At 49.0% G+C, this 16621-nt stretch carries 16 protein-coding genes; 7 read left to right on the top strand and 9 right to left on the bottom strand.

Translation table 11 applies throughout. The annotated features are described in order from the left end of the window. The first annotated feature begins 65 nt into the window (after positions 1–65). Positions 66–794: a helix-turn-helix domain-containing protein gene (locus IY568_RS21055; RefSeq protein ID WP_125561109.1), complete on the top strand. Its 729-nt coding sequence runs from the start codon at positions 66–68 to the stop codon at positions 792–794. A gap of 74 nt (positions 795–868) precedes the next feature. Beyond that, positions 869–1399, top strand: coding sequence for an RNA 2',3'-cyclic phosphodiesterase (thpR, locus tag IY568_RS21060; protein WP_194868571.1), 531 nt, complete (start codon positions 869–871; stop codon positions 1397–1399). On the opposite strand, the gene IY568_RS25365 is transcribed toward thpR, so the two are convergent. From IY568_RS25365 to IY568_RS25375, 5 genes are read right to left on the bottom strand one after another with little or no spacing between them, the layout of a single operon-like run. Then, positions 1365–2417 carry an AraC family transcriptional regulator gene (locus IY568_RS25365; RefSeq protein ID WP_194868572.1) on the bottom strand — a complete coding sequence of 351 codons (1053 nt, stop codon included), beginning with the start codon at positions 2415–2417 and terminating at the stop codon, positions 1365–1367. The two genes, thpR and IY568_RS25365, sit on opposite strands and share 35 nt — an antisense overlap. Continuing rightward, a complete protein-coding gene (locus IY568_RS21070; RefSeq protein ID WP_125561103.1) occupies positions 2405–3061 on the bottom strand; it encodes a glycoside hydrolase family protein in 657 nt (218 codons plus the stop codon). The genes IY568_RS25365 and IY568_RS21070 overlap by 13 nt, the downstream gene beginning before the upstream one ends. Before the next feature lie 5 nt (positions 3062–3066). Beyond that, on the bottom strand, positions 3067–3858 hold the full coding sequence (locus IY568_RS21075; RefSeq protein ID WP_125561101.1) for a hypothetical protein: 792 nt from the start codon (positions 3856–3858) through the stop codon (positions 3067–3069). Between the two features lie 24 nt (positions 3859–3882). After that, entirely contained in the window at positions 3883–4413 is a 531-nt protein-coding gene (locus IY568_RS25370) for a LysM peptidoglycan-binding domain-containing protein (protein ID WP_323744767.1), read from the bottom strand. Between the two features lie 11 nt (positions 4414–4424). Then, positions 4425–5147: a transglycosylase SLT domain-containing protein gene (locus tag IY568_RS25375; protein ID WP_323744768.1), complete on the bottom strand. Its 723-nt coding sequence runs from the start codon at positions 5145–5147 to the stop codon at positions 4425–4427. Between the two features lie 174 nt (positions 5148–5321). On the opposite strand from IY568_RS25375, the gene IY568_RS21085 reads away from it, so the two are divergent. Further along, positions 5322–5627 carry a DUF6482 family protein gene (locus IY568_RS21085; protein ID WP_010384913.1) on the top strand — a complete coding sequence of 102 codons (306 nt, stop codon included), beginning with the start codon at positions 5322–5324 and terminating at the stop codon, positions 5625–5627. A gap of 33 nt (positions 5628–5660) precedes the next feature. Here the strand turns inward: IY568_RS21085 and IY568_RS21090 are convergent, their stop codons facing one another. The 4 genes from IY568_RS21090 to IY568_RS25380 form a co-directional block, all read right to left on the bottom strand. After that, positions 5661–6134, bottom strand: a complete 474-nt coding sequence (locus IY568_RS21090; RefSeq protein ID WP_010384914.1) for an aminoacyl-tRNA deacylase — start codon at positions 6132–6134, stop codon at positions 5661–5663. Between the two features lie 74 nt (positions 6135–6208). Then, on the bottom strand, positions 6209–7108 hold the full coding sequence (locus IY568_RS21095; RefSeq protein ID WP_194868573.1) for a pepsin/retropepsin-like aspartic protease family protein: 900 nt from the start codon (positions 7106–7108) through the stop codon (positions 6209–6211). Between the two features lie 84 nt (positions 7109–7192). Next, entirely contained in the window at positions 7193–9154 is a 1962-nt protein-coding gene (locus IY568_RS21100) for a TonB-dependent receptor (protein ID WP_194868574.1), read from the bottom strand. A gap of 147 nt (positions 9155–9301) precedes the next feature. Beyond that, positions 9302–10054: a LytTR family DNA-binding domain-containing protein gene (locus IY568_RS25380; RefSeq protein WP_125561091.1), complete on the bottom strand. Its 753-nt coding sequence runs from the start codon at positions 10052–10054 to the stop codon at positions 9302–9304. A gap of 334 nt (positions 10055–10388) precedes the next feature. Here IY568_RS25380 and IY568_RS21110 point away from each other — a divergent pair, with 334 nt between their 5' ends. From IY568_RS21110 to tnpA, 4 genes are all read left to right on the top strand, one after another. Further along, the gene (locus IY568_RS21110) at positions 10389–11159 is read left to right on the top strand and encodes a DeoR/GlpR family DNA-binding transcription regulator (RefSeq protein ID WP_010384921.1); all 771 of its coding nucleotides are present in this window, start codon (positions 10389–10391) and stop codon (positions 11157–11159) included. Between the two features lie 31 nt (positions 11160–11190). Beyond that, complete coding sequence (glmS, locus tag IY568_RS21115; RefSeq protein ID WP_194868575.1) at positions 11191–13011, top strand: glutamine--fructose-6-phosphate transaminase (isomerizing); 1821 nt, start codon at positions 11191–11193, stop codon at positions 13009–13011. Between the two features lie 559 nt (positions 13012–13570). Continuing rightward, positions 13571–16006 (top strand): ATP-binding protein, encoded by a 2436-nt coding sequence (locus IY568_RS21120; RefSeq protein WP_194868576.1) that lies wholly within the window; start codon positions 13571–13573, stop codon positions 16004–16006. A gap of 239 nt (positions 16007–16245) precedes the next feature. Next, positions 16246–16512, top strand: a complete 267-nt coding sequence (tnpA, locus tag IY568_RS21125; RefSeq protein ID WP_058796451.1) for an IS66 family insertion sequence element accessory protein TnpA — start codon at positions 16246–16248, stop codon at positions 16510–16512. Positions 16513–16621 lie beyond the last annotated feature (109 nt).

Below are 16621 nucleotides of genomic sequence, written 5' to 3' on the forward strand. Positions count from 1 at the left end.
CATCTTGTCATTAATCCATGACTTACCAAGACTGGCCATAATTCTAACAACATAAGGACCTGGTCATGACACTCGGACAATACATCAAACAATTAAGACAACAGCAAGCATTGAGTCAGCCACAACTGGCAACGCAAATGACGGTCGAGCAGAGTTATTTATCGAAACTGGAGAACGACCACTCCATACCGTCTAATGACGTGTTCAGAAAACTGCTGGCAGCACTTCAACTGGATCTGGACAGCTTTATGGCGGGGCTGACTGAGCAAGGAGACAGACAGAATCTCACGCAGATCCCGGATATTGAGGCCTGGTATCAGAATCTGGATAAGCACCGGCTGGCGCGCAGACGCAGTTGGCTGATAACGGCACTGGTGTGTATTTCACTGGGCTGTGCGCTGTTTTACAGTGGCTATCGGACTATTTTTCTGCCGGAGCATCAGTACGAGTACTTTTCTCATGGTGAACTGCGCGAGGGAGAGCCGCTGGATCTTTATACCCGCTGGTCGCGCTATGTCAGTGAAACTGAAATAGCAAGTCGGGAAGACTTTGACGCAATGCGGTTAATGTACCAAAAACGTCAGGCACCAGAATTGTTTTTCAGTTTTGAGTATCGCGGCAGTGCCTTTGTACAACCGGTAGAAAATGGACGCCGCTACTTTGAACTAAAGGCAGATCAAGAGCGCAGCGTGCCGCGTGCGGGCAATGCCTGGATGCAGTTTATCGGTATGGTGTTGTTCGTTGCCGGCCTGCTTGGCCTGTTTATTGAGCGACGCTATGCCCGCGCACAGTAACTGTCCGATGGACGCATGAGGTTGGGAAAAAACCGGTATTGAGCGATACTCAGGTTAACAACCGGGAGTAACGTATGACAAAACGCCTGTTTTTTGGCATTGAAGTAGATGAGCCCGGTCAGGCGCAGATTGCTGCCTGGCTGCGGACAAAAGTGAGTGCCAGCAAAGCCCCAACTAAGCAGGAAAACTGGCACCTGACCCTGGCTTTCTTAGGCCAGGTTGAGGCGCAGCACGATGCAGAGTTGGTGGCGTTTGCCCGCCAATTGCAGGTTCCTGAATTTACCCTCACCTTTGCCCATACGGGTTACTGGTCGGGCAATGGGATTTTCTATTTACGCCCCGAGCCGGTGCCATCACAGCTGCGTGCGCTGGCTGAGCCGCTACGGGCTTTAGGTACTGAGCTGGGGCTGCATCGCGATCGCTTGCCTTTCTCGCCGCACATTACCTTATTTCGCGGTCACAAAACTGAGCCTGTGGTGCATGCGCCAATGACCCCGTTGACATTGTCGGTTACGCAGTTTCATCTTTATCATTCATATCGTTGTGATACCAAGGGGCTGATTTATCAGCCTATAGAGTCTTTTCGCTTATCTGCGGCTGATTAAGGGCTTGATTGCGGTATTCCCCCGGGGTGAGCTGATAAAACTGCTTGAAAGCGCGATTAAACGGGCCAATCGAATTGAACCCAGCCTCGTAGGCGATGCTCAGGATGGCTGTGCGGGCCTGTGTCACATCTCGCAGTTGTTTAGCGGCATACGTCAGGCGATGCTGATTAACAAACTGTGAGAAGTTGTTGAAGCCAAGCTGTTGATTGATAAGCACACGCAACTGGTGAGGCGGGATCGCCAGGCGCTCGGCAAGGGCCCCTATGGTCAGTTCTGGCTCACGATAGATGCCCTGTTCAAGCAAGGTATTCAGCGCCTGATAGGTACTTTGCCATTTTACCGGGACAGGCTGGGTGTCAGCTTGTGCATGTACCTGGCGAGATGTGCGTGACGGACGTGACAGACAGGTCACCAACAGCAATAAACAAAACACCAGAATAGCATTCGCCAGCAGGAAGAGCGGGTCGCGCCGGATCAGGCTGGCGCTGAGTTCAAAGCCGACCAGCAACAAGCAGTGTAGCAGGGCAAAGGTCGCTAAAATTAACCTCAGGTGACGGCGGTGATTGACCAGATCATCATTAAAATTGGCCAGGCAATAATACAAAGTGGCACACATCGCCAGCGCACTGAGCAAATGCATCACCGTATGCCAATGGGTATCGCTGCCGTAGAGCAGGAAGACGCTGCTACTGGCCAGCAGGGATCCGCCAAGCAACCAGCGCCCCCAGGATTTGTTCAGCCAACATGGAACGCGTTGGTTGATCAGGTACCAGGCCGATGCACAGAGCATCAGTGGCAATAGTTCGGTCCCCGCGAGAAACAGGTTACGCAGCGGATTAAAACGCCATTCGGGCAGTGGCTGAGTGAGGAGTAAAAACAGGCTCAGGCAGAGTGCCAGTGCCGTGCTGAGGCAGCGCTCAGCCTGGTTCAACCTGGGCCAGTTAAACAGCATCAGGGCAAGCAGCAATCCGATGGCATTAAAACGGAAAAACAGATCGGCCAGCGTCACGAGCGGCACAGCTTGCTCCACAGCCGGCGGAACAGCCTGGCTATCAGGTTATCGCTGCTGGCAGCTTGTATAAACAACTGCCGGGTGGCCTGGTTACGTGCTTTACTCACGTGTTTACGTGCGCATTCATCCGCGGCCTGTCGCCAGTCTTCTCGTTTCAAGGCGGCCAAGAGTTTGGGCCAGCGGCTGCTGAGGTTGGGTGTGCCCAGGTTATATGCCAGGTCCAGTAAAGCAAGCTGAACACTGTTTGGGAGTTGCTGATAGGCGCGGATATAGCCATTTTTGGGACTAATCAGGCGCGCCAGTTCGTGTTCAAAAGCAGCGATCTGTTGCTCAAGCAGGCGCATACTCTCACTGTGTGGCAGGTGCAAAGTACAGTGTTGCGCATACCATCGGGCTGTTTTCCCTGCGGGCAGGCGTTTTAATGTGTTGTATTCTTGCTGTTTTTGCGTTCGGCTGGCGGGTTTGTTGGTGCGTTTGTCCCGTAAGCTTAGCCGGGTAAAAGCATCCTGGCAGGTCACATGAAAGCCCACACCTATGGTGGGATTACCCCGGGTATCTAAATATAAGTGGTCGATCACGCCTTCAAAGTGGCAAATGTGCCTCACGGCAGGTGATGACGTGCGATGTTTAGATAAAAGTCGTTTTAACAAACCCGTTAATGCTCCACTGTGGATGAATTATCACGTTGCGCGAGTGTCAGCTTACCCGCGGTGCAATCGGAAACCGGGGATACATGCGAGTCGACTGTAGAAATATAGCACTGCTCAAGCAGTGAGCAATAACAGGTATAGACCTCGACTTGTTCAGACATGCTGTCAATTTTATCCCATAAGCGGTTGTTAAAATTGCTTTTTTGCATGGTGAACAGAGGCAAAGAGGCGCCATCCGCAAGCAGCGAGTGCTCGGCCCGACTGGTAACGTACCAGCCAAATTTGGCCAGCATGTTAATGTCATTGTCATCCTGCTGCGCGCTGTCGAGTGCTTCACGATACGCACTGATATTACAGCAGGCATCAAACAGGGCGATGATGGAGTCGTAGGTCTGGCCCCGGTAATGGTATTGCACCCACTTTATCAGGGCCGGGCCGGTGCCCGAGTTGAGGATGCCTACGGTGATCCTGGGTCGTTCTGACTCGAGATCAAAGTTGCTGTAGTTGAATTGCAGCCAGGGCCAGGTTTCTGCTTCCAATTGCCGCTCTGCCGCAGCTACCTGCTCCTGTGCAGCTTTCGCCTGCATATAGGTGGCGTAAAAAGAGGCCGCTGAGATCAACATGGCACACAAGGCCAGCACCGTATTCATTTTGGAGCGAGACAGCCGCAGTTGCTTACCCTGAAAAAACCGCTGGGATTTGGGGTGATGAATCTCGTCCGGCTGGTCAGGATCTGGTAAAACCGTCACGTTTTGGTCGTCGTGCTGAGTGCTTGATGTGGTTTCCTGTTGTGTCATGCGGCGTGTCCTTTTTACAGTTTGTTAGGGCGCTGAGAGATGAATGGCCAGTGTTTCTCCCAGCCGCAGGCGGTTATTGTCACGCTGGTTCCAGCGCTTTAGGTCCTTGACCGATACGCCAAACTGCTTTGCGATGCGCCACAAACTGTCGCCGCGTCTGACTACATAGTCCAGTTTTTCTTCGCGTGACGGTAACAGTAACGTCTGACCAATGCGGATCATATCGCTATCGAGCTGATTAAACTGGCGCAGCTCACTGACTGACACATTATGTTGCCCGGCAATCCGGCTCAGGCTGTCGCCCCGGCGAACCACCACTTGCCGCCAGCGTGAATCTGGCAGTGCCTGAAACTCAGTGGCGGCCAGTTGCCACTCTTGCGCCCGAGCCGTGGGCACCAGCACATGACCTGGTCCGTTAAGCAGCACCGGAAAGCGTCGAAAACCGGGGTTGAGGACTTCTAGTTCTGCCCAGTCGTGTTGGTCGGGCAAGATCACGGCTTTTTCCAGAGCCAATTGGGTAAAGGCGGGTTGATTGTCGATGGCCGGAAAGTGCATACGCTGCTGTTTTAGCAAGGCGCCGCGGCCAGCAGTTTAGGCACATAATGTCGGGTTTGCTTTGGCAGGCTCAGCGAGAAAAAGTCTGTGGGTTTACCTGCCTTGCGGTTACGGGCGATGGCGGTGGCGACCCGCCCTTCACCGGTATTGTAGGCTGCAATGGCATGATACCAGTTTCCGTCAAAGCGTTTGTGCAGGTACAGCAGAAAATCGAGCGCCGCCTGGGTCGACTGGAGCAGATCTTGTCGTCCGTCAAACCAGGGGTTTATGGTCACGCCATAGTGTTTTGCAATCAAAGGTGTCAATTGCCATAGCCCGGAGGCATGTTTTTCTGAGTAGGCCTGGGCGTTAAAGTCGCTTTCTATCAGCGGCATCAGGGCCAGTTCAATGGGCAGGCCGCGACGTTCAACTTCATTCACCAGATAATACAAGTACGGCCGGGCGCGATCGCTGATGGTATGCATATACTTGGGGTGTTGCAGATACCAGTTAACCCGCTTCAGCACTCTGGGGTGGGTCGAGCTGGCAAAGCTGAGTTGCATGCGAATACGCTGCCAGACGTCATCACTGGTATGGGGCGTTGGCAGTGCAGGCAAAGGCCGGTCAGGTTCAATGTGGGCCGCGGGTGTAGTGTGACCGGTCAGGTGTTCTTCCGGGGCATGCTCTGAGCGGGTAGATTGACAACCGCTGAGTAATATCAGGGTTAACAGCAGGAGAAAAATTCTGACTGGCATCGGCGATTCGGCGTTATTATTGTTTGTTTTGATTGTATATAAGTTGGGAATTTTTGCCACTCTTGTTGGGCCAGGTTGATCGCTCTACCTGAACTGTACGTAAATTGAGCTAAACTTACCTTTATGATCAGGGCTCAGCCCTGCATCTTAATTCCGTACCGTCAGGGGGCTTTTATGTTACGTTCCGAACTAAAAAATGAGCTTGATCAGAACCATATGGATGCCGTGATCCTCAGCTATGCCGACTCTAACCATTATCTTGCCGGTGGACTGGACGCGCTGGGCAACTATCATTTACTGACTGATCGTCAGGGCAAGACCATGACCTACAACTCCCTGCGCGAAGCCGAACTGGTGCTGGCGGAGTTGGGTGCCACGCAGGCGACGTTTGATATGGAAACGGCCTACGATGAAATGATCGGCAATGTCAGCGACGGCCATTGCCGATTTGTGATGCCCCTGAACAAAGAAACACTCTAGCCACACGCCTGCGTTGCAAGGCGCAGGGGTACGTCAATGCATCGTTTCGTGGCTAAAACGCAGATGTTTGGCGTTTTCCATCAACTGGCGAAAATCGGCCTGTGCGAGCTTTAACAGGTGACGATGGTCACCTGATTCTATGTATACATGGGGCTGGTTTAGCAGTAGGTCGTCGTAGACCGTATCCAGGTGATACGCATCGGCAATGGGCGGCACTGCCCCTGGGCTGCAGTCAGAGAACAACCGATATACCTGGCGTTCTTTCATCAGGTGAAAACGCCGTTTCAGAGCGTCACTGAGGCTGCTCAGGCTGATTTTGTAATTGGCTGGCAACACGGCCATCAGGCGTTTACTTTCGTGGTCTTCCAGCATCACCGCTTTGGCCAATTGGGGTAAGGGGATCTGGCTAAGATAAGCTGAACCAAACGACGACTGACTTTCGACGTGTTCGATGACGCGATAAGGGATGAGGTGTGTGTCTAAGTAGGCACTGATACGATGAGTCATGGGACCTCCTCGTGTTTACTTACTGTGGTCATTAAGTATAGACGAGCAGGCCCGGTTAAGCAGAAAATATCCGCTCAGAGCTTCTCTGGTACGCTCAAATGCATGTTGCCACGTGCATAGTCCAGTGTAACCAGAAAATGCTTAAGCACATCGTAGCCAAGTATGCCTTTGACTCTTTTTCCTTTGATCATGCTTGAAGTGTGTGCATATTGCTTAAGGGAAGTGAGTTTATGGCCTTTTTCCGGGTAGGCAAGTTGTACGTTTGACAACACAAATGGACCGAATGTGAGTTCTTCTAGATGGGTGGCTCGCAGCGCACTTTGCGCATTGACACCCTGCGATACCATTTGCTTGTCTTCCGGCCCGATCAAGTCCAGACCTTCGGCAAGGCGGCGACTAATCAACACGCCGCTGTTGCTGCCGGTATCCAGTAACAGCCAGACTTTTTTGCCAGCCATCTCAACCTGAACAATCGGTAAACCAGAGCCTTTGTGTGGCTGGGTTTTGATGTTTTCGTGCTTGGCGACGTTTATCACATCTCGGGTAACCATACGTATGCGGCTGTTGGGGTAGTCAATCTGAACCACAAACTGGCTGAAAAACCCCGAGCCAATCAGCAGGCTATTCTGCGCATTGCCCATGTTTATTCCTGCCAGCTGGCTCAGTTTGGTTTTGATCCCAAATATCTCCACGTCGACATTGGCATATTGCTTTCTGCGTTCAGTATCATGCACTCCCTGGATTTGGACATGGCCATGGTGCGCTATATTCAGTTGGTGGAAGTCGATAAAATTCTGGTTGATGGCATTGAGCTGGGCACCGGTGTCCAGGATAGCCATGCTTTGTTTTCCAGCCACCGTCACTGGGACTTTTATGTGGCCATTGTCCAGCTCAAATGGGATCCAGGGGGTGATGCTGGCCTGCGTGCATGCCGATACCAAAATGATGAGAAAAAAGCCGATGAGTCTTGTCATATAGGTGTTCTTCCTTGTATTTAACTATATTTATCAAGCTCATTATGGCTGAATTTTTCTGCAACGGCCAGTGGCCGACCCCGGCTAGAGGCGGCCACTGAGTGTCAGGCTGAATTGCGGCTGGATATTTTCATCCAGCACTTCTTTACTTGCCAGTGGCTGGCTGCGGTCCGGCGCGTAAAGTGCTCTGACATATTGATATTTTGCCTTATTCAAGGTGTTCATCTCGGCCCTGAGTGACAACCCCTGTCCAATCTGGGTCTGTACAAATGCACTGAGCTCAGTACTGGCGCGCTCTGTAAAAACTTCATCATGAAAGTATTCTCGCAGACGGGTAGGCAAAAAGGCCTCAACGCCCCAGGATAACCGAGTTTGATCGCGACGGAACCCAATGATCAACTCGTGCGGGGTCAGATCTGTAATGGGTCGCGTGCCTGTCAATGGGTCTTCATAACGCGCATCGCGCCAGGTGTAGCTCAGTTCAATGCGGCTGGCACTGAGCAGGCGGCTGGTATTAAAGCTCCACTCGCTGTCCAGACCAAAGTAGCGGGCGCGCCCGGCGTTAGCGATGGCACCATTGCCATTGGCTTGCAGCTGATATTCGTGGATATCCTGTTGCCACTGATAAAGCGGGCTGAGCGTAAACTCAAACAGATCGGCCCGGGCATATTGCCAGGTGAGCATCAGCTCGGTGTACTGCATGGGTTTGAGCTGCTCGCTGCCATTTTGCGTGCGCACAAAGCCACTGCTCTGGGAAGTCTGAAACAGTCCAAAGTCCAGCTGCTCAACCTGGTGCTGGGCGCTGAAAGTCAGTTGTGAGGCTTCACTGAGGTCGTAGCCAAGTTTAAGCTGAGGCTTTAACAGGCGATGTTTTAACGTCTGCTCAGCGTGAATACCGGATTTCAGGGTTGCCTGCTCCAGCGCGAGTTTGCCCGATACTTGCCATTGCGGTGCAATTTGCCAGCTGGCGGCCAGAAACGGCTCAAATCGTGTTTCGGTGACCTTGCTGCTGAGCACGTCGCCATCGTCCTGTGTGTCGGCGGTGACCGAGTTGTAGCTGCCTTCGATACCGATACTGGGTTGCAGCGCATGGGTCGGGTTGCCATAAGCCAGTCTGAGTACCTGCTCGCGCGCACGCTCACGTTGCTCAAAGGTGGTTAATGCCGGTTCCAGGCGTTGCCATTCTTGTATAGACAAGTCCGATTGCTCACGTCTGGCAAGGCCTGTGAGCTGAAGCTGCCACTCTGAGGCTGTCTCTCTTAGCCAGTCAAAACCCAGCTCGTATTCTTTCTCCGCTTCGTCGTCGGTTGTGCCATTCATGGGGGCAGGTGCAGTTGGTGTCCAACGATAGCGGGTCAGCCAGTCGATGTGTTGTGCCGAGGCATTCAGTTGCAATGTGCCGTGTTCGAGCTGTTTACGACTGATCAGAGCGAGCTGAGCCCCCTGTTGCCGTTCAGAAAAATGCTCCTGCTGCACCTCAGGGGCCTGCTGTGGATCAGAAAACAGGGCCAGTTCACCAGACGAATAGGCATGGTTGTTCACCCATTTCACGCTCATCGTGTGCTGCCACTGAGCAAGTCGGGTTTGCACACTCAGCATGGCTTCGCTCAGCTCATGGTAGCTGTGCTGTGACTGCAATTTGGCGCGCCAGTCAAGGGTGGCACCCTGAGTTTTGGTTGTGATGTTCACCACCTGAGTGTATTCACTGAGCTGGCTGAACGGATGTTGGCCGGTATAGAGTGCCAGGCTGGCTATCTGACTGATTGGCAGCTGACGCAGCAGGGTTTCGATGGAATCGGATTTGGACAAGGGTACGGTGCCATCGATCAGCACATTGCTGCTGGCACCGCTGAGGCCACGCTCATTGTTGCCTTCGCTCAGCACGAAAGTGGGCAGCTGGTTGAGCAGATCCAGGGCATGCTGGGCATTAAATTGGGCCAGCGAAGCCTGATCAAACACTTTGTCGGCCTGCTGCTGAGCATAAACCGGTGTAAACAGGGTGCACACCAGCAGCGAGTGCAGCAGAGCTGATTTAATTGGATACATATAACGCTCCTTGAAAGTTTGTCCTATTTTAAGGGATTCAAACCAAGAGAAACAAAAGCTTAGGGGCCAGTTGTGGCTGGCAGGGATGAATGGATGTGAGGCGTTTGCTAATCCCGGCGGATGTGGGACGAATGGACAGGGTGCATTTCAGACTTTTTGTGCAAACCGTGCTTTTACATCCTGTTTATAGCCTTTACTTAGCGCAACCTGAGCACCACCGCTGAGCTGAATAATGGCACTACCAGACGGCTTGTTCTGGATCCTGTCGATGGCGTACAGGTTGACCACATGAGAGCGGTGGGTACGAATAAACTGAGGCGGCAGCTGCGCCATCAGCTCTTTGAGTGTGCCACGTTTTAGGTATTGCTGTGTGCGCGTATGGATCTCCATATAGTTACTGGCTGCCGTGACATGGGTAATATCATCAAACGCGACCGGCGCTTTGTCTTTGCCCTGATCTGCCCACAGCACCGGATGCGCCTGGTTTTGTTCTGCAATGGTTCGAAATTGGGTGTGCCACAAAATGGTGAGGACAAACAGAACCAGCAGATGTGCCGGCGCAAAGTAATAGAGTGTATAGGCGATGGGGTCGTCTAGTGCCACCAGGTCAAACAGGGCCTGTAACAGCATGGCTATGAGGTAGGCGCCTGCCATGATTTTTAAAAATAAATGGGTGTTTACCCGGGGAGCTGGCTCAAGCTGCGCCAGTGCGCGGAAAACCAACGGAGACAACAGATACCACAGCCCCCATTCCTGCACAGCCCACCACAGCGGGTTATTGAGGCGCTCGTCTTCTGGGACCGACCAGTCGTGTAGCAAGTCTATAAAGGTCAGAAAGCCAATCACCAGCGTCCAGCCGCACAGCGAAAGTAGCCATTCTTGTCTGATCCGAGCCGACACCACAATTTCCCATATTTGATACACCCGCGTATTTTAGCATCCTGCTAACGGATGTGAAGTTAAACAAACCGGCTATCATTCAAGCTTAATAAAGTCACAGAGCGCTTTATTGACCACAGCAGCAGTCATTGCGGCCTGGGAGCCTCTAACGTTATCTCGGGCAAAGAGCCGGGAACCACTCACAACCTGCACAGCCGGCCGGTTTTTTATGCCCAATTCATATTCAATTCCACACTTTAAAACCATGATTAAAATTTAACTTGTTTCGAATCGTAAGTTTCGACTATAATTTCGCAACGTTCGAAACGAAACTTATAGCTAATACAAAACCACGATGACTAAACGCAATACACAACAACGCAGACATACAATTCTTGCCATGGTGAATTCTCAGGGCGAAGTCAGTGTAGAGGCATTAGCCAGTGAATTTGCCACATCAGAAGTTACGATTCGAAAGGATTTAACCGCATTGGAAAAAAGCGGCCTGTTACTACGTCGCTACGGTGGTGCGGTGGCGCTGCCACAAGAGATAGTCGCCAAAGGCGATGATGAGCGCGATACGCTACGTAAAGTGGCAATCGCCAGAGCGGCAGCTACATTGATTAAAGACCATCACCGCATCATCATCGATAGCGGCCGCACAACGGCGGCGATGATCCCGGAGCTGGCGCAAAAGCGCGGGCTGGTGGTGATGACCAATGCCATTAATATTGCCAACCGCTTGTTGGCACTGGAAAACGAGCCAACCTTATTGATGACCGGTGGCACCTGGGACCCGCATTCGGAGTCTTTTCAGGGGCAGGTTGCCGAGCAAGTTTTGCGCTCCTACGATTTTGACACCCTGTTCATCGGTGCCGATGGTATTGATGTAGCAAGGGGCACCACCACGTTCAACGAGCTGGTGGGACTCAGCCAGGTCATGGCCGAAGCAGCCCGTGACGTGGTTGTACTGGTCGAATCTGAAAAGATCGGCCGCAGAATACCGAATTTAGAATTGCCCTGGGATCAGGTCACGACCTTGATCACCGACAACAACCTGGCTGCTGACTTGCGCCAGGCGATCGAGGCCCGTGGCGTGCAGTTGATCTGTGCAGAGGTAGAGTGACAACACACAAAGTGCAAATAATGGAGAATTTATGTGTGGAATAGTTGGTGCGGTAGCAGAACGTCCTGTTAACCGTATTTTGATCGAAGGTTTAAAGCGTCTTGAATACCGTGGATACGATTCAGCGGGTGTGGCATTAAGCAGTGCGGGCACTCTGAATACGGTTAAGGCAGTCGGTAAAGTGGCGAACCTGGAAGCGGCTGTGGCCGAGGCTGGCGTTAGCGGTCATACGGGTATTGCGCATACACGCTGGGCAACACATGGTGGTGTAACAGAAGTAAACGCTCACCCACATATCTCTAATGAAGAGATCGCGCTGGTCCACAACGGCATCATCGAAAACCACGAGTCACTGCGCTCAGTATTAAAAGACGATGGCTATACGTTCGTGTCTGACACAGATACCGAAGTCATGGTCCACCTGATCCACCAACTGCGTCAGCAGCACACTTCTTTATTAGACTCAGTCAAAGCGGCAGTGAAGCAGCTGGAAGGTGCCTACGGCACAGTGGTATTCGACAAAGCCAACGACGACGAAATCATCGTGGCACGCTCAGGCAGCCCACTGGTGATCGGCCTGGGTCTGGGTGAAAACTTCATCGCTTCTGATCAGCTGGCCCTGCTTGCTGTGACACGTAACTTTATCTTCTTAGAAGAAGGCGATGTGGCGCGCATCACCCGCGAAACAGTCGAAATTTACGACATCAACGGCGAGCCGGTTGAGCGTGAAGTGGTTGAATCCAACATTTCTCAGGACGTGTCGGGCAAAGGCGAATACCGCCACTACATGCTCAAAGAAATCTACGAGCAGCCAATGGCCGTGCGTAATACGCTGGAAGGTCGTTTAGACGGCGACAAAGTGTCAGTAGACGCATTTGGCGACCAGGCTAACCAGATCTTCAAAGACGTTAAGCACGTTCAGATCATTGCCTGTGGTACCTCTTACCACTCAGGTATGGTGGCGCGTTACTGGCTTGAGCAATACGCAGGCGTAAGCTGTAATGTCGAGATCGCCTCTGAGTTCCGCTATCGTGAGTCGTTCGTACACGAAAACAGCCTACTTGTGACCATTTCTCAGTCTGGTGAAACTGCCGATACACTGGCGGCACTGCGTCTGGCGAAAGAGCAGGGTTACATGGCCTCAATGACCATCTGTAACGTCCCGGGTTCTTCACTGGTACGCGAATCCGATCTGGCCTTTATGACCAAAGCCGGTGCCGAGATTGGCGTTGCGTCAACTAAAGCGTTCACCACGCAATTAGTGGGCTTATTGATGCTAACTGCGTCAATTGCACAGGAAAAAGGCCGCGACCAGAGCGTGATCGTGAACGCCATCAAGACCCTGCCAAACAAGCTGGAAGAGTCACTGAACATGGCCGAAGGCATCGAAGCACTGGCAGAAGAATTCGCCGACAAGCATCATTCACTGTTCCTGGGTCGTGGTTCACAGTACCCAATCGCAATGGAAGGCGCACTTAAGCTTAAAGAAATCTCGTACATTCACGCCGAAGCCTATGCAGCAGGCGAGCTGAAGCACGGCCCACTGGCCCTGATCGACGCCGACATGCCAATCATCGTCGTCGCACCAAACAACGAGCTGCTTGAAAAGCTGAAGTCAAATGTTGAAGAAGTCCGCGCCCGCGGCGGTATCATCTATGTCTTCGCCGACAAAGACTCCAACTTCGCATCAGACGACACTATGCGCGTAATGAACGTAAACCACGTAGAAGACATCATCGCACCAGTTGTCTATACAATCCCGCTACAGCTGCTGTCGTACTACGTTGCCGTGATCAAAGGCACCGACGTCGACCAGCCACGTAACCTGGCTAAGTCAGTGACGGTAGAGTAAGTTGGATTAGATTGATTGAACTGAAAAAGGCGCGAAAGCGCCTTTTTTGTTGGTGCTGTTAAATGGTTGGTATTTACCACTATACAAAGTTCAAACTATCAATTGATGTGATTAGTTATCTTTCTTCCATTCTACTAATTCCAAAACGTGCACATGCAAGCTCATGAAGTTGATATTTTTTGCATGTAAATATTCCATTGTCCCAGATCAAACAACTAGAAAAGTTGCCTTTGTGTAAATTGTTTTTTAATAAATGCTGTGAAACTATAGAGGGGTAGCAATGTCGTCGTATCGCTGAGGCATGTATTAATTATTACTGTTCGTGCTGAAAATGCTCCGTAGTTGTATGATCATATATGTCATAATTACCAATTTTTTCAGCGACTTAGGGCGAGAGCACAAGTAATTATTCCATTAAGATAACTCTTATTAAAATTCAAATGGTTAGATTTGGCTGTGTGTCCGTGCCAAACCTTTTAAAGCACTCTATTACGATAATTAGCACTATTTGCGTTTTTTCCTGCATGATGACTGAAAAATAAAAGGAATATTTATAGAAATGAGAGAGATATATCTAGCAACATTATCTGATTTGCCTGCAGACTTAACACCTACCGAGGAAGTTACCTTTCTAAATAGCGTGTTGCGTTCGATATTGCAGGTTACTACGCTAACTGGTTTGGAACTGTGTGTCACTGAAGTGCCAGAAAATGAATTTGATTTATTCCGTTGTATTAGAAGAATGGAGCAACCTTCAGACGGTACGCCAGTTGAAATATTAGAATCAATAATACCACAGTTAAGAGCATACGTTGATCGAAATATCTGCATAGGGTGGTATAAAGAAAATGGCTTTTCTGAAGGGTTAGTTACCCAGTTGATTGAATGGGTTCAATTCAGGAATGGTACAATAGCACACGGAATCTTGAGTAAACAAGTTGCAAGTATTTGGGCTCCTAAGTTGAAGAAGCTTGTTAATTCATGTCTGAAGGTATTAAGTGGGCTAATTCCTTTGTATGATACGCATACTAAAACTTACAAATCGTATGATCTAGTTCATAGCCTACCATTCGTTCACAAGGGAAAACCAATAATTATTAGAAGGGCTGTGTGTAAACGCGGTATTTGGAAGTTACTGGGACTAACCCTTGCTATTGAAGAAGCTCCAGCTTTTAATATTGAACTCGATAGCCAATGTATTTTTAGTAGAACCATTTTCGCAAACAATGATGAATATTCAGCTTCTAATGGTGTCACAGTTACCGGTGACTTTAAATGTCATAGTTTTATTCATAATGTGCCACAACGGCAGACCGATACATTTGAAGGTCGTAAAAAAGAGCAGTCGCAGTTAGCTGAATGGTTTATTGATGAAGATTCACGTGCCTGCTTGGTCTTTGGTGATGGTGGTTTTGGTAAAACCACTTTAGTTTTAGAGTTCTTGAATAATCTTTTAGAAGATAAAATTGCAGTTGAAAAATCGCAACCTCAAATAATTACATTTTTTACTGCAAAAATGACACGCTGGACTGATGAAGGCTTAGAGCATTTAAAAGGTATTTCAGGTGCAATGGATGAATGCATAAGAGTATTAATTATGGCAATCACACCAGTTTTAAGCAAAGATTGGTATGAAGCTCAAGGAGACAGGCTTATCCAGAAAGCGGTTAACTTTTTAAAAGAAGAAGGTCTCAATCGAGATGATGTACTTTTTGTAATTGATAATACCGAAACTCTAGCTACTTCAACAAATGAAGTAGAAAACTTGGGCTCCTTTTTAAAGTTGGTAGCTAAAAAGTTAGGTCGTGTTATTGTTACTTCAAGAAGACGAGAATATCTTAATGCCACACCGATAGCAGTAAAAGGGTTGGATGAGGAGGAGTGCGTAACTTTACTATGGAGATTAGCTAAAGAAAACCATGCCAACCCACTTATTCAAGCTGGTGAAGCCAGATTAAGAAAAGTAAGTCAGCAGCTGATGTTTAAGCCTTTGCTTCTACACACATTAGTAAAGCATATTTCCATAACGCAGTCTTCCATCGATGACGCAATAGACTCTGTTTTTAAAAAAACAAATAATGAGCTTTTAGAGTTTCTGTATGAGGATGCTTGGGTGCGTATGACTGAATTACAGCAGCAAGTATACATGCTTCTTGTTATCTCTGAGAATCCCTTAGATCATTTCTCAGTATCAGAAGCTTGTAAAATTATGCAAATACCATTAACCGAATTTCATACGACATTTGACGAAACATATTTTGGCACATTAACAAATCATGGAGAGAAGTTTTTTATAGAGTTGGAAGAACTCGCCATTCGTTTCTTCCTCAAAAAAGTTCAAGAGCTGTCTAAAGAACGAAAGTTATCATTTGAGGCTAATGCACAAGAGCTGGATGAGTTAGTTGGTAATTTCCATAAAATAGAAGCAGAATACGAGTCAGATCGTATTGCTGAGGCATTTCGAAATCCATTTGCTAAAGCGGCTCGAACTGCTGTTAGAAAAGAGAACTATCCTGAGGCATTAGAACTTTATGATATGGCACTTGGTGAAGACCCAATGAATTCGGCTCTTAAAGACCGTTATGCTTGGTTCCTTTACCATAAAGTCGGCAATCCAAGTGCTAAAGAAAAAGCTGAAGGGCTATGGCGAGAAGCAATTGCTCTAAATGAAAATAACTGCGATGCAATTGTCAATTTAGCACAGTGCCTGTATCGCGTAGGAAACTTGGTGGCGGGAGATAAGTTACTAGATAGAGCAGAAAAATTATCTCGCTCCAAGTCATTTTGTCAATTAAATAAAGCTAAAGCTCGATATTATTATTGGCAAAGAAATAAGGAGTTAGATGGGGTTGAAAAACGGTTGATAGAAGCAAGTAAATTTATTGACCTTGCGACTAAATCTCTAAACACCAAAGAGAATTACTACTATAAGACTCGAGATGAAATAGAATCCTTTAAAGTGAAATTGAGGAAAGTTATTGTGCCCTCACTCTGAGTTGAGATCATTCTGTAGTGGCCAATTTAACTTGACCACTACATTCTTTGGTGATGAAACCTCATTATTTATTATTTATTATTTATTATTTATTATTTAGAAATCTGGGAGATTTTTACCAAATCCAGTATTAAACTCTATTTTCCTAACTTTAAACTTCAAGACCAAAATGTAACTCCCCCATAAACTGCAACAGTTCTTGAGTAGAATTTCCACTAACAGAAGAAGGAAGTTTTACGATGAGAAAAAGCAAGTTCACCGAATCACAAATTGTTGCCATGATCAAAGAAGCTGAATCGGGTGTATCGGTTCCAGATCTGTGCCGAAAACACGGAATTGGACAAAGTACATTTTATAAATGGCGCTCCAAATATGGCGGCATGGAAGCCTCAGATGTAAAGCGACTGAAAGAACTTGAAGAAGAGAATCGCAAGCTCAAGGATATGTTTGCAACACTGAGTCTGAAACACACGATGCTTGAGGAAATTGTTGCAAAAAAGCTGTGAGCACAAGCAGGCGCAGAGCGTGGGTTGAGCATTTCCTTAAGCAGTTTGGGGTAAGTGTGGCACTTGCTTGTGAGGTTGCAGGACTAAATCGAAGTGTCTATTACTACAC

This window comes from Pseudoalteromonas sp. PPB1, assembly GCF_015356275.1.
Lineage (GTDB): Bacteria > Pseudomonadota > Gammaproteobacteria > Enterobacterales > Alteromonadaceae > Pseudoalteromonas > Pseudoalteromonas rubra_D.

Excerpts from the sequence above, each read along its gene's own strand:
- IY568_RS21055 (WP_125561109.1), top strand. The coding sequence starts at position 66 with ATGACACTCGGACAATACATCAAACAATTAAGACAACAGCAAGCATTG.
- thpR (WP_194868571.1), top strand. The coding sequence starts at position 869 with ATGACAAAACGCCTGTTTTTTGGCATTGAAGTAGATGAGCCCGGTCAG.
- IY568_RS21075 (WP_125561101.1), bottom strand. The coding sequence starts at position 3,858 with ATGACACAACAGGAAACCACATCAAGCACTCAGCACGACGACCAAAAC.
- IY568_RS25370 (WP_323744767.1), bottom strand. The coding sequence starts at position 4,413 with ATGCACTTTCCGGCCATCGACAATCAACCCGCCTTTACCCAATTGGCT.
- IY568_RS25375 (WP_323744768.1), bottom strand. The coding sequence starts at position 5,147 with ATGCCAGTCAGAATTTTTCTCCTGCTGTTAACCCTGATATTACTCAGC.
- IY568_RS21085 (WP_010384913.1), top strand. The coding sequence starts at position 5,322 with ATGTTACGTTCCGAACTAAAAAATGAGCTTGATCAGAACCATATGGAT.
- IY568_RS21090 (WP_010384914.1), bottom strand. The coding sequence starts at position 6,134 with ATGACTCATCGTATCAGTGCCTACTTAGACACACACCTCATCCCTTAT.
- IY568_RS21095 (WP_194868573.1), bottom strand. The coding sequence starts at position 7,108 with ATGACAAGACTCATCGGCTTTTTTCTCATCATTTTGGTATCGGCATGC.
- IY568_RS21100 (WP_194868574.1), bottom strand. The coding sequence starts at position 9,154 with ATGTATCCAATTAAATCAGCTCTGCTGCACTCGCTGCTGGTGTGCACC.
- IY568_RS21110 (WP_010384921.1), top strand. The coding sequence starts at position 10,389 with ATGACTAAACGCAATACACAACAACGCAGACATACAATTCTTGCCATG.
- glmS (WP_194868575.1), top strand. The coding sequence starts at position 11,191 with ATGTGTGGAATAGTTGGTGCGGTAGCAGAACGTCCTGTTAACCGTATT.
- IY568_RS21120 (WP_194868576.1), top strand. The coding sequence starts at position 13,571 with ATGAGAGAGATATATCTAGCAACATTATCTGATTTGCCTGCAGACTTA.
- tnpA (WP_058796451.1), top strand. The coding sequence starts at position 16,246 with ATGAGAAAAAGCAAGTTCACCGAATCACAAATTGTTGCCATGATCAAA.